At 69.6% G+C, this 22100-nt stretch carries 19 protein-coding genes and 4 pseudogenes; 13 read left to right on the plus strand and 10 right to left on the minus strand.

Annotated elements, in window-relative coordinates; genetic code table 11:
• From ACWD04_RS32090 to ACWD04_RS32125, 8 genes and pseudogenes are all read right to left on the minus strand, one after another.
• Nucleotides 1-458 (minus strand): annotated as a pseudogene (locus ACWD04_RS32090) (ISL3 family transposase); the annotation flags it as partial.
• A 7-nt stretch (nt 459-465) separates the two neighbouring features.
• Nucleotides 466-1043, minus strand: a pseudogene (locus ACWD04_RS32095) (SDR family oxidoreductase); the annotation flags it as partial.
• Entirely contained in the window at nt 1040-2011 is a 972-nt protein-coding gene (locus ACWD04_RS32100) for a fumarylacetoacetate hydrolase family protein (protein ID WP_451137265.1), read from the minus strand. The pseudogene ACWD04_RS32095 and the gene ACWD04_RS32100, both read right to left, overlap by 4 nt.
• 90 nt (nt 2012-2101) lie before the next feature.
• Nucleotides 2102-3040: a VOC family protein gene (locus ACWD04_RS32105; RefSeq protein ID WP_451137266.1), complete on the minus strand. Its 939-nt coding sequence runs from the start codon at nt 3038-3040 to the stop codon at nt 2102-2104.
• A 12-nt stretch (nt 3041-3052) separates the two neighbouring features.
• A complete protein-coding gene (locus tag ACWD04_RS32110; protein WP_451137267.1) occupies nt 3053-4057 on the minus strand; it encodes an amidohydrolase family protein in 1005 nt (334 codons plus the stop codon).
• Nucleotides 4054-5184 (minus strand): FAD-dependent oxidoreductase, encoded by a 1131-nt coding sequence (locus ACWD04_RS32115; RefSeq protein ID WP_451137268.1) that lies wholly within the window; start codon nt 5182-5184, stop codon nt 4054-4056. The genes ACWD04_RS32110 and ACWD04_RS32115 overlap by 4 nt, the downstream gene beginning before the upstream one ends.
• A gap of 28 nt (nt 5185-5212) precedes the next feature.
• Nucleotides 5213-6175 (minus strand): cyclase family protein, encoded by a 963-nt coding sequence (locus tag ACWD04_RS32120; protein ID WP_451137269.1) that lies wholly within the window; start codon nt 6173-6175, stop codon nt 5213-5215.
• A complete protein-coding gene (locus ACWD04_RS32125) occupies nt 6172-7170 on the minus strand; it encodes a fumarylacetoacetate hydrolase family protein (protein ID WP_451137270.1) in 999 nt (332 codons plus the stop codon). The genes ACWD04_RS32120 and ACWD04_RS32125 overlap by 4 nt, the downstream gene beginning before the upstream one ends.
• 127 nt (nt 7171-7297) lie before the next feature.
• Here ACWD04_RS32125 and ACWD04_RS32130 point away from each other — a divergent pair, with 127 nt between their 5' ends.
• Nucleotides 7298-8227, plus strand: a complete 930-nt coding sequence (locus ACWD04_RS32130) for a LysR family transcriptional regulator (RefSeq protein WP_451137271.1) — start codon at nt 7298-7300, stop codon at nt 8225-8227.
• A 376-nt stretch (nt 8228-8603) separates the two neighbouring features.
• On the opposite strand, the gene ACWD04_RS32135 is transcribed toward ACWD04_RS32130, so the two are convergent.
• Nucleotides 8604-9611, minus strand: a complete 1008-nt coding sequence (locus ACWD04_RS32135) for a LacI family DNA-binding transcriptional regulator (protein ID WP_451137272.1) — start codon at nt 9609-9611, stop codon at nt 8604-8606.
• A gap of 15 nt (nt 9612-9626) precedes the next feature.
• Here ACWD04_RS32135 and ACWD04_RS32140 point away from each other — a divergent pair, with 15 nt between their 5' ends.
• Together ACWD04_RS32140 and ACWD04_RS32145 are read left to right on the plus strand one after the other, a co-directional pair.
• Nucleotides 9627-10007, plus strand: coding sequence for a hypothetical protein (locus tag ACWD04_RS32140; protein WP_451137273.1), 381 nt, complete (start codon nt 9627-9629; stop codon nt 10005-10007).
• Nucleotides 10008-10139: 132 nt separating this feature from the next.
• Nucleotides 10140-12614, plus strand: a complete 2475-nt coding sequence (locus tag ACWD04_RS32145) for a glycoside hydrolase family 3 C-terminal domain-containing protein (RefSeq protein ID WP_451137274.1) — start codon at nt 10140-10142, stop codon at nt 12612-12614.
• A 435-nt stretch (nt 12615-13049) separates the two neighbouring features.
• Here ACWD04_RS32145 and ACWD04_RS32150 read toward each other — a convergent pair whose 3' ends face one another.
• Nucleotides 13050-13886, minus strand: coding sequence for a DUF317 domain-containing protein (locus tag ACWD04_RS32150; RefSeq protein ID WP_451137275.1), 837 nt, complete (start codon nt 13884-13886; stop codon nt 13050-13052).
• 428 nt (nt 13887-14314) lie between these two features.
• Here ACWD04_RS32150 and ACWD04_RS32155 point away from each other — a divergent pair, with 428 nt between their 5' ends.
• The 10 genes and pseudogenes from ACWD04_RS32155 (at nt 14315) to ACWD04_RS32200 (ending at nt 22034) form a co-directional block, all read left to right on the plus strand.
• On the plus strand, nt 14315-15331 hold the full coding sequence (locus ACWD04_RS32155; protein ID WP_451137276.1) for a zinc-dependent alcohol dehydrogenase family protein: 1017 nt from the start codon (nt 14315-14317) through the stop codon (nt 15329-15331).
• 30 nt (nt 15332-15361) lie between these two features.
• On the plus strand, nt 15362-15772 hold the full coding sequence (locus ACWD04_RS32160; protein WP_451137277.1) for a (R)-mandelonitrile lyase: 411 nt from the start codon (nt 15362-15364) through the stop codon (nt 15770-15772).
• Nucleotides 15773-15911: 139 nt separating this feature from the next.
• Nucleotides 15912-16595 carry an SDR family NAD(P)-dependent oxidoreductase gene (locus tag ACWD04_RS32165; protein ID WP_451137278.1) on the plus strand — a complete coding sequence of 228 codons (684 nt, stop codon included), beginning with the start codon at nt 15912-15914 and terminating at the stop codon, nt 16593-16595.
• 188 nt (nt 16596-16783) lie between these two features.
• Nucleotides 16784-17131: a cyclophilin-like fold protein gene (locus ACWD04_RS32170; protein WP_451137279.1), complete on the plus strand. Its 348-nt coding sequence runs from the start codon at nt 16784-16786 to the stop codon at nt 17129-17131.
• 53 nt (nt 17132-17184) lie between these two features.
• The gene (locus ACWD04_RS32175) at nt 17185-18441 is read left to right on the plus strand and encodes an MFS transporter (RefSeq protein WP_451137280.1); all 1257 of its coding nucleotides are present in this window, start codon (nt 17185-17187) and stop codon (nt 18439-18441) included.
• A 36-nt stretch (nt 18442-18477) separates the two neighbouring features.
• Nucleotides 18478-19245, plus strand: a complete 768-nt coding sequence (locus ACWD04_RS32180) for an SDR family NAD(P)-dependent oxidoreductase (RefSeq protein WP_451137281.1) — start codon at nt 18478-18480, stop codon at nt 19243-19245.
• A 127-nt stretch (nt 19246-19372) separates the two neighbouring features.
• A pseudogene (locus ACWD04_RS32185) lies at nt 19373-19600 on the plus strand (XdhC family protein); the annotation flags it as partial.
• The gene (locus tag ACWD04_RS32190; RefSeq protein ID WP_451137282.1) at nt 19566-20231 is read left to right on the plus strand and encodes an aldehyde dehydrogenase family protein; all 666 of its coding nucleotides are present in this window, start codon (nt 19566-19568) and stop codon (nt 20229-20231) included. The pseudogene ACWD04_RS32185 and the gene ACWD04_RS32190, both read left to right, overlap by 35 nt.
• A gap of 74 nt (nt 20232-20305) precedes the next feature.
• The gene (locus ACWD04_RS32195; protein WP_451137288.1) at nt 20306-21055 is read left to right on the plus strand and encodes an SDR family NAD(P)-dependent oxidoreductase; all 750 of its coding nucleotides are present in this window, start codon (nt 20306-20308) and stop codon (nt 21053-21055) included.
• A gap of 199 nt (nt 21056-21254) precedes the next feature.
• Nucleotides 21255-22034, plus strand: a pseudogene (locus ACWD04_RS32200) (SDR family NAD(P)-dependent oxidoreductase).
• Nucleotides 22035-22100 lie beyond the last annotated feature (66 nt).

Here is a 22100-nt window from a genome sequence, read left to right on the forward strand (position 1 = left end):
TCGCGCAGATTCTCGGGGCGGGTGAGCAGGAGGCGGGCGAAACGCTGCGGGGTGGTGACTGGCCTGTCGCCCTCGGCGCGGCCTTGGGTGAGGTAACGGACCAGGAGGTTGGCGCTGCCGGTGTAGCCCAGCTCCTTGATCTCGCGCAGGAGGTGAGTGACGGGCACCGCGGGGTCTTCACTTCGGCGCCGGCGCAGGTGGTCGCGGTAGGGGTCGGCGAGTGTGGGCTTGTAGCGGGGTGCGCGGCGGTCGCCGGTGGGCTCCTTCATGCGGGCGTATCGCTTGACGGTGTTCAGGGCGACATCGAGGCGGCGGGCGCATTCGAGGAGGCCGACGCCCTGGTCGAGCAGATGGTAAATCCGCCGCCGGCGCTCGCGGGTGGTCTGCTCGCGCACGCCCCCAGGTCGGGCGGGGTTCACAACGATGGCCCAGCAGGCGGCGTGGGAGCGGACTTCGGCACGCTGCGGCCTCGGGGCGCAGGGCGTCGGAGACGGACTTGACGCCGCCGTGCGCGGTGAGGCCGCCGTCGACGGGGATCTCGGCTCCGGTGATGAACGAGGACTGGTCGGACATCAGGAAGACCACCAGCGGCGCCACTTCGTCGACGTTTCCCGTGCGCCCCAGCGGGGTTTCGCGGATGTTAGGGCTGCGGAGGAGCCGACGTTCACGATGGAGGAGCCCGGGGGCATCAGGGGCATGAGGTGCTGGATGCCGAGGAGAGGGCCGGTGACGTTGACCGCGTGGACGCGTGCCATGTCCTCGGGGTGCACGTCGCCGACGCGGGCGCGCCAGGTGATGCCCGCGTTGTGGACCAGGCCGTGCACCTGCCCGTACGTCTCCCGGAGTTCGGCCGCGAGGTCGGCCCAGTCCTGCTCGCTGGTGACGTCCAGAGCGCGGCAGCCGTCCCCGGGTTCGACATCCGTGGCGATGACGTGGGCTCCCTCGTGGGCAAGAGCGGCGGCCTCGGCTGCGCCCTGACCACGGGCCGCGCCGGTGACGACGACCACCTTGCCGAGCAGTCGCATGGGGTGCGGGACGGTCACGGCCGCTCCCGGTTTCGACGCCGGCCGGTCGGCAGGGGCAGGGGCTCAGCACCGGGGACAACGGTGTTGGTGAGCGTGCCGACGCCCTCGACGGTCAGGCTGACGGTGTCACCCGGTTGCAAGGGGGGCGGGGTCTGCTCACCGCGCCGGCCCCACAGCTCGGCGAGGCAGCCGCCGTTGCCGCACGTGCCGGAGCCGAGGACGTCGCCCGGGACCACCCGGGTGCCGCGTGAGGCGTAGGCGGTCATCTCCTCGAAGGTCCAGCTCATGTTGGACAGGAGGTCCTCGCCGACGGTCTCTCCGTTGATCGCGGCGGTGAGGGCCAGCCGCAGGAAGCCTTCGGAGTCGCGGTAGGGCTCCAGCTCGTCCGCGGTGACCAGGTAGGGGCCGAGGGTGGTTGCGGTGTCCTTGCCCTTGCACGGGCCGAGCCCGACCTTCATCTCCGCCGACTGGAGGTCGCGGGCGGACCAGTCGTTGAAGACGGTGTAGCCGACGATGTGGTCACGGGCCCGTTCCGGGGTGAGGTCGCGGCCTTCACGGCCGATGACGGCTGCGACCTCGAGTTCGAAGTCGAGCACGGCGGAGCCGGGTGGCACGGGGACGCCGTCGTGGGGGCCGTAGATCGCGTGGGGGTTGGTGAAGTAGAAGGTCGGTGCCGCGTACCACTGCTCGGGTACACCCGCCACTCCGTCGACTGACCGGCGCACACCTTCGACGTGCTCCTCGAAGGTGACGAAGTCGCGTACGGACGTGGGCTGGAGTGGGGCCAGCAGCCGGACCTGGGAGACATGGGGGCCGGCCGGTACGTCGAGTGCTGCGGCTCCCGCGGCGAGCAGGCCGGGCAGCCCGTCGGTCTCCGCGAGCAGCATGGTGAGTGAGGTGACGCCGGGCAAGGGGAAGAGTGTGCCGTCCTCTTCCACGACGGCAACGCGGTGGCGGTGCTGATGTTCGTAAGCGGCGAAACGCATGGTGCGGCTCCAGAAGGGGGCGGGGAAGGGCCGCTGCGGCAGTGTGCGTGACGGCCGCAGCGGCCCCCGACAGGAGAGGAGTGGTCCGGCTCAGACCGGCGGGGCGACGAACACGCCGCGGTCGGGGTCGTTGAAGGACTCCTTGGCGACGAGTTCGTTCATCGCGTTGGCGGTGCCCCACTGGTCGGTGACCTCGGGCTTGGAGAAGTCGTAGACGTGCGGGTGCCAGGTGTCCTCGTCGAGGTTCTCCAGCTCGGTCGTGTACTCGACGGTGTTGCCGTGCGGGTCGAGGAAGTACGTGAAGGTGTTGTCGCCCGCCATGTGCCGTCCGGGCCCCCAGATCTTGCGGAAGCCGGCCCGCATGACACGGCCGGAGCCGCGCATGTACTCGTCGATGCCGCGCATCTCGAAGGAGACGTGGTGCAGGGCGGTGTGCGGGCCCTGGGCGATGGCCATGGAGTGGTGCTGGTTGCTGATCCGCATGAAGTGCATGACCTCGCCCATGTGCGGCGAGGAGAGCGTGTCGGAGAGGGCGAAGCCGAGGTGGCGCTCGTACCACTGGCGGGTGCGGTTCAGGTCGGGGGAGTTGAGGACGACGTGGGAGAGCTTGACCGGAATGGCCTCCTTCTCCTCGATCTTCCGGTGCTGCCGGACCCCGACGTCGGCCGAGACCTCGATGGTGCGGCCGTCGACGTCGAAGAAGCGGAAACCGTACCCGCCGCCCGGGGTGTCCACGGCATCGGGCCGCGAGATCAGCTGTACGCCGCCGGCCAGGAGCCGCTCGGCCAGGGTGTCCACATCGGCCGGGCTCGCGGCGCCGTAGGAGACGAGGTCGAGCCGCTTCTCCTCGGCCTTGCGCAGCCGTACGACGTACTGCTCGGGGGAGCCCTCGGCGGCCAGGAAGGAGATCCCGGAGTCCTCGGTGACCTTGGTCAGGCCCCAGACGCCGGCGTAGAAGTCGAGTTGCTTGTCGTAGTCGGGCACCGCCAGGTCGACATGACGCAGGTGGGTGAGCAGGCGTGCGCTCATGGTGGTTCCTCCTCAGGTGAGAGCGGGGCCGAGCAGGGCGGCGGCGTTGTCACCGCGTACGGCGTCGAAGTCGGCCCGGGGCAGCCTCGCGGCGCGCAGGGCGCCCACCGGGTCCTCGGTGCCCATGTCGAAGGGGAAGTCGGAGCCGAGGAGTACGCGGTCGGCTCCGGCCACCCGGATCAGCTCGCGCAGGACGTGCGGGTCGTGAACGAGGGAGTCGAAGTACAGCCGCCCGAGGTAGCTGCTCGGCGGGTGGGCGCAGCCGGCACCGGCGTCGGAGCGCGTGGACCAGGCGTGGTCGGAGCGGCCGATGTGGGTGGGCAGGTAGCCGCCGCCGTGTGCGGCGATCAGTTTCAGGCCCGGGTGGCGGTCGAGGACCCCCGAGAAGATGAGGTGGGAGAGCGCGACGGCGTTCTCGGTGGGCTGGCCTACCGTGTTGGACAGGTACCACCGGTCCAGACGCTCGTCGAGCGTGCAGCCGAAGGGATGTAGGAACAGCACCGCGCCGCTCTCCTCCGCCCGGGTCCACAGAGGCTCGTACGCGGGGTCGGACAGCTCCCTGCCCGGTGCGTGGCTGGAGATCTCCACCCCGAGCAGCCCCTGCTCCAGGGCGTGGTCGAGGGCGCGCACCGCCCGCTCCGGGTGCTGGAGCGGTACGAGTCCGAGCCCGCGCAGCCGTTTCGGGGCCGCCGAGCAGTGCGCCGCGGTGGCCTCGTTGGCCAGCCGGTACACCTTCTCGGCCGTCTCCTCGTCGGTCCAGTAGTGGTAGTGCGAGGGGGACGGGCTGACCAGTTGTATGTCGACGCTCTGCTGGTCCATCGCCGCAAGGCGCACCGCGACGTCAGTCAGTTCCGGGATGCGCTTACCCACCATGGGTCCGCTCACCGCGAGAGCCTCGGCGCCGTTGCGTCGGGCGTCCAGAGCTTTTGCCGCATCGTGGCCGGGCAGCCCGGCCACGAGCGCCTCGACCTCCGGAAGCAGGACGTGCGCGTGTACGTCTACGGTCGGGGCGGTCACGGCAGCTCCCGGAGCATCGTCATGGTGCGGCCCATCAGGCCGGGCACGTCGGCGTCGCGTACGCCGTCGAGCTGCCACTGCCCGATCTGCACAGACGCTTCCACCACCGGCCGGACCCTTGCGATCCGTCGCTCGTAGTACTGCTGGAACAGGGTGTCGTCCCAGGTGTCGGACTCGGTCAGGAGCTGCGCGAGGACCCAGGCGTCCTCCAGGGACAGGGCGGCACCCTGGGCGAGGGTGGGCGGGCAGCAGTGGGCGGCGTCGCCGACGAGGACGACCCGGCCCCGGTGCCATGACCCCTCGACCAGCATGCGGTCGAACCAGGTGTAGTTGACCTGCGCCGGGTCGGTGATGTGTTCGGTGATCTCCGGCCAGTTGCCGCCGTAGGCGGAGGCCAGGCGGCGCATCTCGTCGGCGTACGACTCGGCCGGGATGGTGGCGCGGTCGCGGTTGGCCTCGACGACGTACGCGTAGAGCGTGGTGTCGCTGGTCGGGCAGTAGCCGGCGATGAAGGCCGGGCCGCCATAGGCGAGGTCGGTGCGCTCCACGCCTGTGGGGCGGGGGGCGGCGACGCGCCAGATGGCCATGCCGGTCGGTTCGGGCTTCGCCGTGATGCCGATGGCGGCCCGGGTCGTGGAGCCGAGGCCGTCGGCGGCGATCACCAGGTCGTAGCGGCCCTCGGAGCCGTCACTGAAGCGGACGGAGACGCCGTCGGCGTCTTGGTCCATGATCTCTGCGGTGACCCCCAGGCGGACGGAGGCGCCGCTGGCGCGCACGGCCTCGATCAGGATGCGCTGGAGCTGGGGCCGCTGCATGCCGACGGTGGCGGGGAGGTCGTCGCCACCGCTGCGGATGTCGTCCTGCGCGTGCAGGACGGTCCCGTCAGGGGCGGTGATGCCGACCGACCCGAAGCCGAAGCCGGAAGCCTCAATTTGCTCCCACACGCCCAGCTCGCGCAGCACGCGCAGGGCGTTGCCCTGGAGGGTGATGCCGGAGCCGGCGGTGGCGTTCCAGTCGTCCTTGGCCTCGATGAGGTTGACGTCGAGGCCGGCTCGCCGCAGTAGGAGGGTCACGGCGTTCCCGGCCGCGCCGCCGCCGATCACCAGGACCGTACGAGCTTCATTCATAGGGGAACTCCCTTGTTCCTGGCTGGGACTACTTGACGGCGATCGGGTTGATGGGGGAGCCGACCGCACCAGTGATGGGAAGAGGCGCGGCGGTGAGCCAGAACTCGTACGCGCCGTCGGCGGCACAGTCTTCGGCAAGGGCCTCCAGGTCCCACATCTCCCCGATGAGCAGGCCGATGTTGGGGATGGCGACCTGGTGCAACGGCTGGAAGGCGACGTCGAACTCGTTGGGCCGCACCTCGAAGCCCCAGGTGTCGGTCGCGATCGCGGCGATCTCGGTGCCGTGCAGCCAGCCGGCGGTGGTGAAGGACAGGCCGGGGGCGGGTCCGCCTGCGTAGTCGCCCCAGCCGTCGCGGCGGGCGCGGGCGAGCTGTCCGGTACGGACCAGGACGATGTCGCCGCGACCGACGCGCACGCCCTGGGCCTCAGCAGTCGCCGTCAGGTGTTCCTCGGTGATCGCGAAGCCGTCGGGCAGTTCACCGTCCTCACCGATCGTGCGGCCGAGGTCCAGGAGCACACCGCGTCCGGCGACGTGCGGGGCCATGTGCTCGATGCCGGTGACCAGGTCGCCTTCGGAGGTGACAGTCTTCGCCGCGTCCCGGCCGTTCCACGTCTTGCCGTGGTCGAAGATGTGGCCGAGGCCGTCCCACTGGGTCGAGCACTGCAACGGCATCGCGATGACGTCGTCGGCACCGCCGAGCCCGTGCGGGAAGCCCTGCAGGCCGAGTGCCGCGTCGGTGCCGGTGTCGAGCATGGTGTGTACCGGATTGGTGCGGCGGCGCCAGCCCTTTTGGGGGCCGTTCATGTCGAAGCTCTGGGCGAGCGAGAAACTGGCGCCCCGGCGGATGAGCGTGGCGGCCTCACGCCGCTTCGCCTCGTCCAGGAAGTTGAGGGTTCCCAGCACATCGTCCTCGCCCCAACGCCCCCAGTTGGAGTACGCCCTGACGGCCTCGGCGATCGAGCCCTCGGGATCGGTGCGGTCGAGGGTCATGACGCCTCCGCGACACATCGGGTGCGCTGAGCACCGAGTCCGGTGATGGAGCCGTCCATGACATCGCCGTCGCGCAGCAGCCGTCCCCAGTGCATGCCGTTGCCGGCCGGGGAGCCGGTCAGCACCAGGTCGCCGGGGAGCAGCCGGGCGCTCTGCGAGGCGTAGGAGACCATGCGTGCGACGTCGAAGATCATGTCCTTGGTGGTCTCGTCCTGCATGGTTTCGCCGTTCAGCTTCAGCACGAGACGCAGGTCGTCGGTGTCCGCGACGGACTCGGCCGGCACGATCCAGGGGCCGAGCGGGGTGAACCCGGGGGCGTTCTTGCTGCGCAGCCAGTCGGTGCCGATCTGCGGCATGTCCCGGCGGAAGACGGTGGCGCGGTCGGTGAGGTCGTTGGCGATGGTGTAGCCGGCGACGTGGCCGAGAGCCTCGTCCACGGTCACCCGGTGGGCGGGGCGGCCGATGACCGCCACCAGCTCCAGCTCCCAGTCGGGCTTCCCGGCCCAGGAGGGGAGCACGACGTCGTCGTACGGGCCCGTGATCGCGCTCGGCAGGCCGATGAAGACGTACGGCAGGTCCTCGTCCGCCCGGCGGTCCATGATCTCCGCCGCCTCCGCGCGACGCTCCTCCTCGGAACGATCGTCGCCCGGGGCACGGTGCGCGACGTGCAGGTCTATCACGTGCTGCCGGTAATTGGCGCCCGACTGGAACACCTGGCGGGGCTCGACCGGTGCGTGCACTCGAAAGTCCGCCAGAGGCCTTCGCTCCGGAGCACTGTCGCCTGCCAGCACCGTAAGCCGCTCCGCAGCCGTGTCCCAGGTCTCCAGGAGACCACGGATGGACAGGGACTCATCACCAAAGGCGGCGCGCAGGTCGACTACCTGGGCGTCCGCCGTGACGAGCGCGGGGAAGGCGGGTCCGTCCGGTACCGAGAGCGTGGCCAGAGCGAACGGCCCGGCGAACAGCGCGGACGCGGATGCAGATTTCACGAACATGTCCTCCTGATTGCGGTGTGACTAATCTGGACCCAGCACCCGGGATCACGGAAATCGATTCGATGGATGGCCGCCATCCATCACATTTATTCCTTCCTGGCCGAGCCTTACCGCAAGGGGAAAATTCGTGAATCTGGCTCGCCTCGACCTCAACCTCGTAGTCGCCCTGCGTGCCCTGCTCGAGGAGCGCAACGTCACCCGCGCTGGGGAGCGCGTCGGGCTCAGTCAGCCCGCGATGAGCGCTTCCCTGGCCCGGTTGCGCCGCCACTTCGGCGACGATCTGCTCGCCCGTGTCGGCGGCCACTACGAACTCACAGCCCTCGGCCAAGTTCTCCTGCACCGCACTTCCACCGCCTACGAAGTGGTGGAACGCCTCTTCGCCAGCCAGGCCGACTTCGACCCGGGCAGCGAGAAGCGCGAGTTCAAACTCGTGGCGTCCGACTACGCGGTCGCCGTGTTCGGGGCCGAACTCGCCCGGGCGGTCCACGAAGAGGCGCCCGGCATCCGGCTGCGCTTCGTCCAGACCCCGCCCACCGTGGTCGACGACACGGCCACGCTGCTGAGCACCACCGACGGACTGCTCATGCCGCACGGCGTCATCAGTGACTTCCCCGCCACCGACCTCTACGAGGACAGCTGGGTCTTCCTCGTCGCGGACGACCACCCGAGCGTCGAGGACCGGCTCACCCTCAACGATCTGGGACGACTGCCGTGGGTCACCTACCAGCGGACCTACGACGCCCCCGCCGTGCGCCAGCTCGGCATGCTCGGCATCGAGCCACGCGTGGAAGTTTCCGTCGACAGCTTCCAACTGCTGCCGCTGCTGGTGGCGGGCACTCGGCGCATCGCCCTGATCCAGGCCCGCCTCGCCCGACTCCTCGCACCGCTGGCCGCCGTGCACGTGGTGCAGCCGCCCTACGAAGCGGTCCCGCTGCGGGAGGCGATGTGGTGGCACCCGGTGCACACGCACGACGCGGCCCACATCTGGCTGCGTGAAACGACTGCCCGCGTAGGCAGGCGCATGGCTGACGTGGCCGAGGCGCCGACCGCAGACTAATGAGTGTGCGTCCCTGCGGCCACCAGTGAGACCCGGCCGGGAAACATCGCGCCATCCACGGCTTGGATCGACGTCATCCGAAACTTGGATCGCGTGGGGGGTGGGCACTGCAGCGCCTGAACCGCATAGTCATGGCACGTCACGCGCCCATACGCAGCGATCTCCGACGCCGGACTCGCCCGCTTCATGGCGCGACCTCCCCGCCTCACATCCTGGAGTGCCGCCATGCCGGTTTCTGCTGACCCGCCTGTCAGCGAGCGCGATGACCACCCGGCTGTGGCGGGCAGGCTGCCAGCCGCACTGCTGCCCTTCACGCGCCGTGCAACGCAGCGGGAACTGCATCACCGTGCTCCTGAACAGCCCTGACCGATCCGGGTCACCGCGCCGGCGCGGCCAGGGTCGACCGGCGCACGACCAGTTCCGGTTGCAGTACGACGTGGGCATGTTCGTGGCCGGAACCGCGGGTCGTTTCCTCGACGAGCAGACGGCCGGCCCGCCGACCCATCGCCACGGCAGGCCGTCGCACCGAGGTGAGCGGGACCACGGCGGACGCGGCGAATTCGATGTCGTCGTAGCCGACCACCGCAATATCCTCCGGCACCCTCAGCCCGGCTTCGTACAGAGCCTGGAGCACGCCCAGGGCAAGCACGTCGTTGGCGCAGAATACGGCGGAGGGGCGGTGGGGGAGCCCGAGGACGCGGTGCCCGGCGTCCTTGCCCGCGCCCACGGTGAGGTCCGCACAGGCGAGCTCCCTCAGGGCTGTGAGCTGAAGCCCGGCTTGGGTGACGGCGTTGACGGCTCCCTTGCGGCGGTCCCGTACCTGCTGGAGGTCCGGACCGCTGACATAGGCGATGGAGCGGTGTCCCTGGTCGATCAAGTGGCGCACCGCGGCGTGCCCACCCGCCTCATCGTCGATGCCGACGGAGCAGGCGCCGGGCTGGGGGCCGCTCTGGTCGGCGACGACGAATGGGACAGCATTCCGCTGAAAGGCAGCCACTGTCCGCCCGACGGACTCTCCGGAGGCCAGCACGGCACCTCGGATCCGGTGCGAGGTGATCAGGGAGAGATGGCGCGCCTCCTCTTCGGGGTCGCGGGTGCCGGTGCAGACCATCACGCCGAGGTCGGCTTCGCGGGCGGCCTGTTCCACGCCCATGGCCAGGGCCGTGAAGAACGGGTGAGCCAGATCCGGCACGAGAACTGCGAGGACACGGGCCGCCCATCCATGCAGTTGGCGGGCTCCTTCTGTCCTCACGTAGCCCAACGAGTCGACTATCGCCAGCACGCGGGCTCTTGTGGGCCCAGCCACGAGTTCCGGACGGTTGAGCACGTTGGAGACGGTGCCGAGAGAAACGTCGGCCTCCCGCGCGACATCCTTTATGCCCACTCTGCGGCGTGCGGCATGCCCGCGAGCAACAACGCGGCACAGACCCACATGCCCGGCGCCGTGTCAGCCGCTTATGGAGTCAACTCCGACAGTGACAACAAGGAGCTGGCCATGAAGTCCGCCGAGTTCCTCGGGTCCGACACCGGACAGAACCTCTACAACCAGGACAGTGGCACCCTGCCTGCCATCCCCAACGACCGCTTCACGGCCGACCCCGTTCCCACGGAACTGGTCGCCCACCAGAAGGCCGGCACCCTCGTGCCCTTCATGGATCAGCTGTGGCCCAACCCGCAGGTCCAGCAGGAGCACCTCATCCAGATCCAGAAGTTGTTCTCCGGGCGCACTGATATCGATGGCGTCCTTGCCGCCCTCGATGAGGCCTACCAGGAGGGATAGGCCGCAGGTGCCGTGCCCAGTGCGGCGCGCGCCAGTGAGCAACCCCTCATCCCCGCAAGGTGCGGCGTCCCGCTGCGCGCGCCGACCAAGGCGCTGTTTTGTCCTGCCCCGATTCCTCATGGAAGAGCCGCCATGAATCGTCGTACGTTTCTCTCAGCCGCTGTCCTCACCGCTCTGGCCTCCGGCATCGCGCCGGCCGCCGCAGCGCCCCGCCGTACCGCGAGTGCCGCCCCCGACAGCAGGGCCGTCGCCCTCCTGGCCAAGATGACCTCCGCACAGAAAGAGGCCCTCGTCCGCTGCGACTTCGCAGCCCTGAGCTCCCTCGACATACCTGCCCTGACCATGGTGGACGCCTCAGCCGGCCTGCGCGGGGAAACCGGCGTCACGGCCTTCCCCGTCCCCCTCGCGCAGGCCGCGACTTTCGATGTCGACCTCGCCGGCCGGCTCGGCCAGGCGCTGGGCGCCGAAGGGCGCGCCAAGGGTTACAACAACCTCCTGGGCCCCACCGTCGACACCGCCCGCACTTGGCACTTCGGCCGGCAGGCCGAGAGCATGGGGGAGGACCCGCTCCTCTCCGGCGCCCTCGGCGCCGTGCTCACCCGGCGCATCCAGGAACAGCACGTCGTTGCCACCGTCAAGCATTTCAGCGCCTACACCCAGGAAGTCAACCGCTTCTTCGTCGACGCGCAGATCTCCGACCGAGCACTGCACGAGATCTACCACGCCGCCTTCGAACGCATCATCGACACCGTGCCCGTCACCTCGGTGATGATGGCCTACCCCAAGATCAACGGAACGTTCGCCACTCAGAGCCCCGCGCTGTTCAACGACCTCAAGAAGACCATCGGTCTGGAGGGCTACACCGTCCCCGACTTCTGGGCCGGCGACGACCCCGTGGGAGCCGTCAAGGCAGGCATGGACCTCGGCGGACTTGGCCCCGGGGGCGTGAAGATACCTGTCGGCGGCCTCACCGACGCCAGCGTCCCCGCAGCCCGCCTGGACGACGCCGCCCTGCGCATCCTCAACACCATGTATGTCAATGGGCTGTTCGACCACCCCGTACCGGAGCCCGCCGCGAACGTCAGTACACAGACACACAAGGACCTCGCCCACGAACTTGCCGTCAACTCCACGGTCTTGCTCACCAACCGCAGCCGAGCCCTCCCACTGACCTCCACCATCAGGTCGCTCGCAGTGATCGGCCCGGCCGAGAACACCGTCCTGACAGGAGTCTCCGGCTCCACCTACGTGAACCCCGGCACCTGGACCACCCCGCTGGCGGCCATCAAGGACCGGGCCGGTGCCGGGGTCACCGTCACCTACCGCCAGGGAACCGTCGGAGACATCCCCCTCACCGCCGTCCCGGCGACGGTGCTGCGCACAGCCTCCGGCGCGGCGGGGCTGACCGGCAGCTTCTACGCCGCGGCCCAACCGTCCGGTACTCCCGTCGCCACACAGGTCAGCGCCGGTATCGACTTCACCAGTGCGCCCGTGGCCGGTCTGCCCGCCGTGTGGTCGGCCCGCTGGAGCGGCACCCTCACGCCGACGACCACGGGCACGCACCGTTTCTCACTGCTGCCCTCAGGCACCACCAAGCTCGTCATCAACGCCAAGACGGTCGTCTCCGGCACCCGTCACAGCCGCCGGTTCTTCCTCGGGCCGTACGACTATCCGCTCCAGGGCACCATCGACCTCACAGCCGGGAAGGCGGTGAGCATCAGTGTCGAGTACAGCAACAGCACCGCCGACGTCGGTACCTGCGGCCTCACCCTCGGCTGGCAGCCGAAGTCCCTCATACCCGACGCGGTTGCCGCGGCACGGACCAGCGACGCCGCCGTGGTCATCGTCAACCGGGTCGCGGGCGAGGACATGGACCACGGATCCCTCGACCTGCCGGGCGACCAGGACAAACTCATCGCCGACGTCGCAGCAGCCAACTCCCGCACCATCGTGGTCCTGAACACCGACGGCCCCGTCGCCATGCCGTGGAGCAACAATGTCGAAGCGGTCGTCCAGCTCTGGTACGCCGGACGCGCCACGGGCACCGCATTGGCAGCCGTCCTCTTCGGCGACGCAGACCCTTCAGGCCGTCTTCCGATCACCTTCCCTGTCACAGCGTCCCAGGGACCCGGGGTCACACAGGCCACCTACCCGGGCAGTGGCCCCACGGTCTCCCACAGCGAGGGTCATCTGGTCGGCTACCGCTACTACGACGCGAAGAACCAGAGCCCGCTGTTCCCCTTCGGGCACGGCTTGTCCTACACCACCTTCAACCTCGGCTCCCTGGAAACGTCCTACAACACAGCGACCAAGACGCTGACTGCCGCCGTCACCCTCACCAACTCCGGATCCCGCGAAGGTACCGAAGTCGTGCAGCTCTACGCGGGGCTGCCTGCCGGCGCCCAGGCCGAGCCACGGCGGCTGATCGGCTTCCGCAAGGTCGCGCTCGCTCCCGGTGCAAGCACCCGGATCACCTTCAGCGTCACTGCCCGCGACCTGTCGGTGTGGACTGCTGGCGCCTGGAAACTCACTCCCGGCTCCTACACCGTCCACGCCGGCCGGTCCTCCCGCAGCCTGTCTGTACAGCGCCTCGTCACCGTCAGCTGAGTCGGATGAACCCTGCCGAGGGCTACCTCCTCTGCAGAGGCAGAGACTCATCTGGATCTTGATGGTGGATCCTGCGGGCGAGCGTCACGTCGGCCTTCACGTCCCTTCTCGTCGTGAAGGCCGACGTTGTGCTGGATGGGGATCGGGGATTCCCCGCGGAGATGCACCCCCTGTACTCAAGGCCGAAGCACACCTGCGCCTCGAAGCCGGGACTGAGGTGTGGATCTCAACGAAGAAGTGAGCCTGATGATCACGACGGCACCAGTGGTTCCGAGGCGCGGATCGGGCCGAAGATGGCGTCCCGGAAGGCCCGGTCCGGGAATTAGCGGCTCAGCCGTGGAGCCGACGAGCGGGCCGGTTTCGTGGCCGCGGTTGTGGGCGCGAAGTTGCTCGGCCGGTTCTGCTCCGCACCTTGTGTGCGGCTTTGGGCGGCCATCACCCGAGGTCGGCTGCCGTGCGTGGTGCCCGCGCGGCACGGTGTACCGCCTGGGTGACTGCCGTACGGCGTATGTCCAGCGGAGTCGGAGCGCGGGAGAACTGAGCATCGGCGTTCGGGGTGACCGAAGCGACAGGGGTCATCGTGACCAGGTGCTGCATCCGCCGGTCGATCTGGTGCCGTTCACGGACCACCGGGGCCGACTCTGCCATCACGGCCGCTGTCGCGGCGATCAAGTGGGAGGGGGTCCGAGCGGTGAACGCGGCCTTCGCCCGAGTGCCCCATCCCGGTGGACCGGCCCACAGGGTGACGGTCTCGTCGGCCGGCCCGTAGTCGCGCCGGTCGATGACGGCGCCGGCCTGGCCGTCGGGGGCGACTATCTCGACGGTGCCGGGCGAGTCGGGCACGCCGCGCTTCCAGCCGGGATCCATAAGCGGACGGACGGCGTCAGCCCAGTAGATCGATGGGTTCGCCAGGAAGCGTCCGTTGCTGTCGTAGGCGTCGGCCTCGGCGTAGTCGTGGGCCAGCGCGGTGGTCAAGCCGGCGACGATCTCGGCCGGGGTGACGTGGTTGAAGGTGGCGGTCCAGCGGGTGGCGGAGGCGGCCTCGGTAGCCGCGCTGATCTGCCACAGGTCGAAGTCGTCGCCGAACCAGCCGATCCTGACCCGCTGGTCGGTCGAGGTGACGAGGAGTTGGCAGGGCCCCTCGTCGAGGTAGTGGTGTGGCCAGTGGGCGACGGGGGCGAAGCCAGCCTCGCCGGTCCCGTTGGAACCGGCCAGATACATGGACCTGACCAGCACCTCTTGGTACCGGTTCGGGGCATCAGGGGCGTGCATGGTCGAGGCTCCGGAAGCGAAGGAGGGGAACGCGCCCGCGTGCGCACCAGCACGAGCTGCTGGAGCGCACGCTGACGCCGTGGCGGAGACGAGTGGTCCCATCACCTCGGGGTGGTCGCGGAGCCATGCAGGCCGACCACGCAGGTCTGCACGACCGTGCGGGGCCAGACGGCCTCGACGGCGTCGGGCAGGCCCTTGAGCCCGTCGCCGGTACGTCCCGCACGCGGCCATAGGGATGTACTGGCGGTACACCCCTTGTCAGTGACTCGCTACGCGAGTGAAGAAGGAGTTACCTGGAAGGCGTGGTGTTTTTCCTTCCGGCCGCGAAGGCGGCGAAGGAGGAGTTCCGTGCCCGGCTCGGTTCGGGCGGTCCGCCGCCCGAGGCTCCGGGCTTCGCACCTGTACTCGGTATCGCAAAGGAATCTCTCATGCGCGGCGCAGTGATCCATGCCCCTGGCGACATCCGCTTCGAGAACCTGGAGGACCCGAAGATCCTCAAGCCGACCGATGCGATCATCCGCACGGCCGTGACGTGTGTGTGCGGTTCGGACCTGTGGCCGTATCGCGGTGCGGAGCCCACCGACGCGGCCCATCCGATGGGGCACGAGTACGTCGGCTTCGTGGAGGAGGTCGGGTCTGAGGTGACGGCGGTCAAGCCGGGACAGTTCGTCGTCGGCTCGTTCGCGACGTCGGACAACGTATGTGCGAACTGCCGTAACGGGTTCCAGTCGAGCTGTCTGAACCGCGAGTTCATGTCCACCTGCCAGGCCGACTACGTCCGCATCCCGAACGCCCAGGGCACCCTGGTTGCCACCGACGGCATCCCTGACGAAGGGTTCTGGCCGGGGCTGCTGGCCGTGTCGGATGTGATGGGCACCGGCTGGTGGGCCGCTGACGCCGCCGAGGTCAAGCCCGGCTCCACCGCCGTGGTCGTCGGTGACGGCGCGGTCGGCCTGTGCGCGGTGATCGCCGCGAAGGAAATGGGGGCGGAGCGGATCATCGCTATGTCCCGCCATGAGTCGAGGCAGAAGCTCGCCCGCGAGTTCGGGGCCACGGACATCGTCGCCGAGCGCGGCGAGGAAGGCGTGGCCCGGATCAAGGAGATGACCGGCGGGATCGGTGCGGACAGCGTCCTGGAGTGCGTGGGCACCGCCCAGTCCATGCAGCAGGCCCTGCACTCCGCCCGCCCTGGTGGCAGCGTCGGCTTCGTCGGTGTCCCCCACGAGGTCGCCATTGACGGGCAGGAGCTGTTCTTCTCCCACGTCGGTCTGCGTGGTGGCCCGGCCCCCGTCCGCCGCTACATGCCCGACCTCATCGACCGCGTCCTTTCCGGCGCGATCGAACCGGGCAAGGTCTTCGACCTCACTCTGCCCCTGGACCAGGTCGCCGAGGGCTACCGGGCCATGGACGAACGCCGCGCCATCAAGACCCTCCTCACCCCCTGACCCCGCCCCGCACCCGTACGAGGAGTATCCGTGCAGACCACCCGCACCTCGATCGACACCGTCAAGGGGCCGGCGGACTGGTTCACCGGCGACGTCTACATCGACGCCGTTGCCGCTGACCCCGCCCCGTCGAGGGTCACCGCGTCCCTGGTGCACTTCATGCCCGGTGCCCGCACCCACTGGCACCGCCATCCGCTGGGCCAGACGGTCTTCGTCACCGAAGGCGTCGGTCTGTGCCGGCGCCGGGGCGGGCCGGTGGAAGTCATCCGGCCCGGTGACCGCGTCCTGTTCGAGGCCGATGAGGAGCACTGGCACGGTGCGGCGCCGAACCGGTTGATGGTGCACCTGGCCATCAACGAGGGCGACGAGACCCACGACGTCGTGCACTGGCTGAACCCTGTCACCGACGAGGAGTACGCCACCGCCCCGGCCACCGGCTGAAGCCGAGCGCCCTGGACGCCACAGGGCGGCACGGCCGTGGACCAGCTGCGCCACCAGGCAGCCCCTTCCCGTGAATCACACAGCCTTTCCCTGGGCTCTGATGCGGCCCACCCCACCCACGTTGTTGAGGAGAACTCCCGTGACCACCTTCGCTCTCATCGGTGCCGGCCCCGGCCTGGGGCTCGCGGCCGCCCGTCGCTTCGGTGCCGCCGGCCACGACGTCGCCCTCCTCTCGCGCAGCGCCCAGCACCAGGACAACCTGGTCGCCGAGCTGGCGAGGGAGAACATCCATGCCTGCGGCTTCACCGCCGACGTCCTCGACCCCGCCTCCCTCACCGCGGCCCTGCGCCAAGCGGCGGACACTCTGGGCCCCGTCGAGATCCTGCAGTTCAGCCCGGTGCCCCGTGGGGACTTCATGAAGCCGGTCCTGGACACCACCGCGGCTGACCTGGACGACCCCTTGTCCTTTTCCGTCAAGGGGCCGCTCACCTGCGTGAACGCGGTTCTTCCCGGCATGCGGGAGCTGGGCCGGGGCACGTTGCTGTTCGTCAACGGGGGCAGCGCGGTACGCCCGAAGGCGAGCGTGGCTGGCACCTCGATCGCGTTCGCCGCCGAGAGCGCCTACGCGGCGATGCTCCACACCGCGCTCGCCCCGGAGAGCATCTACGCCGCACAGCTCATCGTCCCTGGGGCGATCAGCCCCGACTCCGCGACCTCCAGCCCCCAGGCTCTGGCCGAGCTGTTGTACGGCCTGCACACCGACCGCAAGGGCTTCCGCCACTACGCCGAGCCCATGCCCGAAGCGCAGGACAACACCCCATGACTTTCACCCTCTGCCGGGCCTTGACCACCACGGCCGCCCTCGGCGTACTGCTGCTGGCCGCGACCGCCTGCTCCGACGACTCATCCGCCGAGCGGCCCCCTCCGCATCATCGTCCGCGCCGGGGCCGGCCTCGGAGCAGCCGCCGTCCTCGGCCTCGGCAAGCGTCCGCATCAGACAGGAGCACTCGAATGGACACCCGCGTCACCATCGACGGCGAGCCCGTCGAGGCGACCTTGAATGCCAGCCCCGCCGCCCGTGACCTGGCCTCTCTGCTCCCGCTCACCCTGGACCTGGAGGACTTCCACGGGACCGAGCGGATCGCCGACCCGCCGAGGAAGCTGACCACGGAAGGCGCCCCTGAGCCGGCCGCCGCAAAGGTCGGAGACATCGCCTACTTCGCACCGTGGGGCAACCTCGCCATCTTCTACAAGGACGGCCCCTCCGCCTCCGAGGATCTGCTGATCCTCGGCCACATCGACGCCGACGCCGACCAACTGTCCGGGGCCGACCGGATCACCATCGAGGCAGCCTCCTGACCTCGCTCGTCACCCGAGTCCACCTATCCCCTCGTATGGGAAGAAGTTTTCGCATGTCCTCCGCCACCGGGTCCGCCTCCGGCAAGCTGCCCTCCGTCGTCTGGGTGCTCGCCGCCGGCACGTTCCTGATGGGCACCACCGAGTTCGTCATCGCCGGGCTGCTGCCCGAGATGGCCGCCGACCTGAACGTGAGCGTGTCCCACGCAGGTCTGCTGATCACCGCGTTCGCCGTCGGGATGATCGTCGGCGGGCCCACGATGGCCATGGCCACCCTGCGCCTGCCCCAGCGTCACACCCTCATCGGCGCGCTCGCCGTTTTCGCCCTCGGGCACGCCGTCGCCGCGCTCAGCACCTCCTTCAGCGTCGTGCTGACCGCCCGGGTGGTGACCGCGCTGGCCACTGGAGCGTTCTGGGCCGTCGGCTTCGTGATCGCCACCGCTGCTGCCGGGCCCGCGAGCGCCACGCGGGCGGTCGGCGTGATGATGGGGGGCCTCACGCTGGCCAACGTCATCGGCGTGCCGATCGGCTCGTTTGTCGGCCAGTACACCGGCTGGCGCGGCCCGTTCTGGGCACTGGCCATCCTCGCCGCCCTGGCCGCCGTGTTCGTCGGCCGGTTCATCCCCCATATCGGGCAGCGGGCCGAGGTATCGGTGCGGGCCGAGGTCCGGGCCCTCAAGCAGGGGCAGCTGTGGCTGGCACTCGGCGCAGCGGTGTTGATCATGGGCAGTGTCCTGGCGACGTACACGTACATCACGCCGTTGCTGACCGACCGGGCGGGCATACCTGCCGGTGCGGTGCCACTGGTGCTGATCGCCTTCGGTATCGGTGCGCTGGGCGGCACCGCGATCGGCGGGCGTCTCGGGGATCACCGCCCAATGTTCACGACGATCACTGCCTCGGCGGCGACTTCCCTGATCATGCTGGCCCTGATCCCGGCCTCGAACAGTCCGGTGGCCGCCGTGGTGCTGGTCTTCGGCATGGCCATGGCCGGGTTCACCGTCAACCCTGTCATCACCTCCCTCGCGGTCCGTTTCGCCGGGGACGCCCCCACTCTCACCTCGGCACTGACCACCTCCGGTTACAACACGGGCGTCGCCGCCGGCTCCCTCGTCGCGGGACGGGCCCTTGACTCCTCGCTCGGCCTGACCGGTCCGGCCCTGGTCGGTGCAGTCTTCGCCGCGCTCACCCTGCTGCCCCTGATCGCCCTCGCCCTGCGCGGCACCGCCGGCCCCTCGCGGATCGTCGCCCACCACACCACCGACGCCGATGAGCCGCAGCAGACAGCCGACGCCAGCACGACCGCACGCTGAACTCCACGTCCGCAACTTTCGTTGGGAGCAACCGCCATGAACCCCACCTACGACTTCACCGGCCAGGTCGCTTTCGTCACCGGCGCCTCATCCGGCATGGGCCTGGCCACCGCCCGCGCCTTCACCGCCTCGGGGGCCGCTGTCGCCCTCGCCGACATCAACGAGGACGCCGTCAGCGCTGCCGCCAAGCAGCTCGCCGACGACGGTCACCAGGTCCTCGCGCTGGTCTGCGACGTCACCGACGAGGACCAGGTCGCCGCCGCTGTCGACCGCACAGTCGAAGCGTTCGGGCGACTGGACATGGCCTACAACAACGCCGGGATCATGCCCCCGCCCACGGATGCCGCCGACGAGAACGCCGAGCAGTTCGACCGGGTGCAGGACATCAACCTGCGGGGCATCTGGGCGAGCGTGAAGCACGAACTGCGCCACATGCGCACTCAGGGCAGCGGCGCGATCGTCAACTGCTCCTCCCTCGGCGGTCTGGTGGGCAACCCCGGACGCGCCGCCTACCACGCCTCCAAGCACGGTGTGATCGGCCTGACCAAGAGCGCAGCCCTCGAATACGGCTCCCGCAATGTTCGAATCAACGCCGCCTGTCCCGGCACGATCAGCACCCCGATGGTCGATGCCATGGTCGAAGGCGGAGAGCTCGACCGCAGCCAGGCCGAAGCCGGCCAAGCCATCGACCGGCTCGGCACCGCAGATGAGATCGCTCAGGCCGTCTTGTGGCTGTGCAGCGACGGCGCCAGCTACGTCACCGGTATCGCCCTGCCTGTCGACGGCGGCTACACCGCCCGGTAGACGCCCCGGGACGGATGGTGCGTCACAACGCCTGGTCCCCGCCCTCGTACACATCGAACTCGCGCAAGCCTCCTGCCCCGCCAGGTAGCCATCGGGCCATGCCCTCCCGCACGGGCACGCCACCGCTGTGCTGTTGACCCTGTCCACGACGCAAAGTTCGACACTCCCTCTCCTGCGCCGGGCGCTTACGCTGCCCGTCGGCTACGTCGGCGCGATGGGTTCCCGCCGCACCCACGAGGAGCGCCTACGCCTCCTGGACGAGGCCGGGATCCCGCCCGGGCGCCTGGCCACACTCCACTCACCCATCGGTCTCGACCTCGGTGCGCACACGCCAGAGGAAACAGCCCTCTCCATCGCCGCGGAGATCATCGCCCACACCTACGGCGCCAGCGGCCTGCCCCTTCCAAGCCAAGGTCACCGAACTCGCCAAGGGCATCCGGCTCGGCGACCCCATGGACCCGGCCACGAACGTGGGCCCGATCTCCACCCCCGCCCAGTACGAGAAGGTCCTCCACTACATCGACGTGGCCGAGCAGGACGGCGCCCGCCGCATCCTCGGCGGCAGCCCCGCGACAGGACCCGGCCTGACCGGCGGCCAGTTCGTCGAGCCCACCATCTTCACCGATGTCACCAACGACATGCGGATCGCCCAGGAAGAGGTCTTCGGCCCGGTCCTCTGCGTCCTCGAATTCGACGACGAGGCGGAGGCGATCCGCATCGCGAACGACATTCCGTACGGCCTGGTCGCCGGGGTCTGGACTCGCGGCATCGGCCGGGCCATGCGCATGTCCAAGGCGCTCAAGGTGGGCAGCGTATGGGTCAACACCTACCGGACGTACAGCTACATGGTGCCTTTCGGCGGCATGAAGCGGCCCGGGCTCGGGCGCGAGCACGGTGTCGAGGCCGTGGACGCGTACCTGGAGACCAAGAGCATCGTGCTCTCCACGGAGGACGACGCACCTGCGAACGCCTTCGTGATGCGCTGACCAGCGCGCTCGAGCCACCCCAGCCCGCGACGCGCACGTCGCCCCCGGACCCACCCACTGGATGGAGCAGAAGCATGAGCAGTGCACCGATACCGGCCGATGCTACGAACGGCCGACTGCGCGGGCGCCGCATCGCGGTGACCGGCGCGGCATCCGGCATCGGACGGGCGACCGCCCGCCTCTTCGCTCAGGAGGGCGCCACGCTCGCACTCCTGGATCGGGACCCGGGTGGCCTGAAGGAGATCGCCCGGGAGCTCGGGGCGTCCGGCTTCGAGGTGGACATCACCGCGGAGGACGAGGTGGCTGCCGCCGCTGAGCGCGCAGCTGTGGAACTGGGCAGCATCGACGACTTGGTGAACGCGGCCGGCATCATGTTCCGAGGCCGGGCCGCGGACGTACCCGCGGCCGACTGGCGCCGGGTTCTGGAAGTGAATCTGACCGGCACATATCTCGTGACCCGCAGCATTCTGCCCTGGCTGACCCGGGAATCCTCCGCCAGCGTCGTAAACATCGCCTCCGCGCAGGGGCTGCTGCCCAACGCCCCGGGCTACACGGCCTATGCAGCATCCAAGGGTGGGATCATCGCGCTGACGAAGGCCCTCGCGGCCGAGCTCGCGCCGCAGATCCGCGTGAACTGCATCTCACCCGGCATGGTGGACACCGCGATGGCCGACGGGCACCGGGACGGCGCCTCACACTACGCGCTCAAGCGCATCGCCGACCCGCGCGAGATCGCGGCCTCCCTCCTCTTCCTCACCAGCACCGACGCTTCCTATGTCACCGGCTCGGTCCTGGGCGTCGACGGGGGCCGCGCGTTCCACTGAGAACGCGTCCCGCCGCCCCCAGGCGGGCGTCGGCGCCGAGGTAGTGGATCGCCGACAACAACCCGCGCGACCAACGTGTCGGCGTGTGATGTCTCCGCGGCCACACCTCGACCTCACATGACCGCAGCATTCTGCCGGGTTCGCTTCTCCCGCGCTGCTGCCCATTCCGCGTTTCCATAACCCAGTCAGGAGTACACCCATGTCCGGACGGCTCGACGGCAAGGTCGCCATCATCACCGGAGCGGCGCGAGGCCAGGGGCTCGCCGCGGCTCGTATCTTCCAGCAGGAGGGCGCCAGGGTCGCGATGCTGCACCTCGACGGTGAGAAGGTCGCCGCGGCGGCCGGGGAGCTCGGCGTCGCCGGACTGCTTCCGCTCGCCTGCGACGTCGCCGACGCCGCGAGTGTCCGCGCGGCGGTGGCCCGCGTCGTGGAGTAGTTCGGTCGGATCGACGTCCTTTACAACAACGCCGGCGCGAACTTCCGCAGGCCCGGTCCTCGTGATGACTCCCAGGACGGTCCCACGATCGACCTCACCGAGGAGCTCTTCGACAAGTCCATCGGCGTCAACCTCAAGAGCGTCTTCCTGATGGGCAAGTACGCACTGCCGCACATGATCGAGGGCGGCGGAGGATCCGTGATCAACGTCGCGTCGCCGGCCGGCCACTGGATCGGCGCCCCCAACCACGCCTACACCGCCGCCAAGGCCGGCGTCGTCGGCCTGATCCGGGCCGTGGCCCAGACCTACGGGGTCGACAAGATCCGCGCAAACGTCATCGCCCCGGGCCTGATCCAGACCGAACTCGTCGCGAACATCCTCGCCGATGAAGCCTGGCGGGACAGCTACGCGCAGGGCACGCCGCTGCGCAAGCTGGGCGAGCCCGAGGACATCGCACGCGTGGCCCTCTTCCTGGCCTCGGACGTCTCCGCGTTCATGCCCGGCTCCGTACTGACCGCCGACGCGGGCTACATGGTCCGGTAGTCCGCCGTAAGCCGCCCGCACCATGCTCCGGCCCGGCCACGGCCGGGCCGGAGCCCACCTCGCACA

Source organism: Streptomyces sp. NPDC002911, assembly GCF_053591835.1.

Coding starts and splice junctions, on each gene's coding strand:
- ACWD04_RS32180 (WP_451137281.1), top strand. CDS start 18,478: ATGAACCCCACCTACGACTTCACCGGCCAGGTCGCTTTCGTCACCGGC.
- ACWD04_RS32100 (WP_451137265.1), bottom strand. CDS start 2,011: ATGCGTTTCGCCGCTTACGAACATCAGCACCGCCACCGCGTTGCCGTC.
- ACWD04_RS32105 (WP_451137266.1), bottom strand. CDS start 3,040: ATGAGCGCACGCCTGCTCACCCACCTGCGTCATGTCGACCTGGCGGTG.
- ACWD04_RS32155 (WP_451137276.1), top strand. CDS start 14,315: ATGCGCGGCGCAGTGATCCATGCCCCTGGCGACATCCGCTTCGAGAAC.
- ACWD04_RS32150 (WP_451137275.1), bottom strand. CDS start 13,886: ATGCACGCCCCTGATGCCCCGAACCGGTACCAAGAGGTGCTGGTCAGG.
- ACWD04_RS32115 (WP_451137268.1), bottom strand. CDS start 5,184: ATGAATGAAGCTCGTACGGTCCTGGTGATCGGCGGCGGCGCGGCCGGG.
- ACWD04_RS32145 (WP_451137274.1), top strand. CDS start 10,140: ATGAATCGTCGTACGTTTCTCTCAGCCGCTGTCCTCACCGCTCTGGCC.
- ACWD04_RS32125 (WP_451137270.1), bottom strand. CDS start 7,170: ATGTTCGTGAAATCTGCATCCGCGTCCGCGCTGTTCGCCGGGCCGTTC.
- ACWD04_RS32195 (WP_451137288.1), top strand. CDS start 20,306: ATGAGCAGTGCACCGATACCGGCCGATGCTACGAACGGCCGACTGCGC.
- ACWD04_RS32120 (WP_451137269.1), bottom strand. CDS start 6,175: ATGACCCTCGACCGCACCGATCCCGAGGGCTCGATCGCCGAGGCCGTC.
- ACWD04_RS32140 (WP_451137273.1), top strand. CDS start 9,627: ATGCCCGCGAGCAACAACGCGGCACAGACCCACATGCCCGGCGCCGTG.
- ACWD04_RS32170 (WP_451137279.1), top strand. CDS start 16,784: ATGGACACCCGCGTCACCATCGACGGCGAGCCCGTCGAGGCGACCTTG.
- ACWD04_RS32175 (WP_451137280.1), top strand. CDS start 17,185: ATGTCCTCCGCCACCGGGTCCGCCTCCGGCAAGCTGCCCTCCGTCGTC.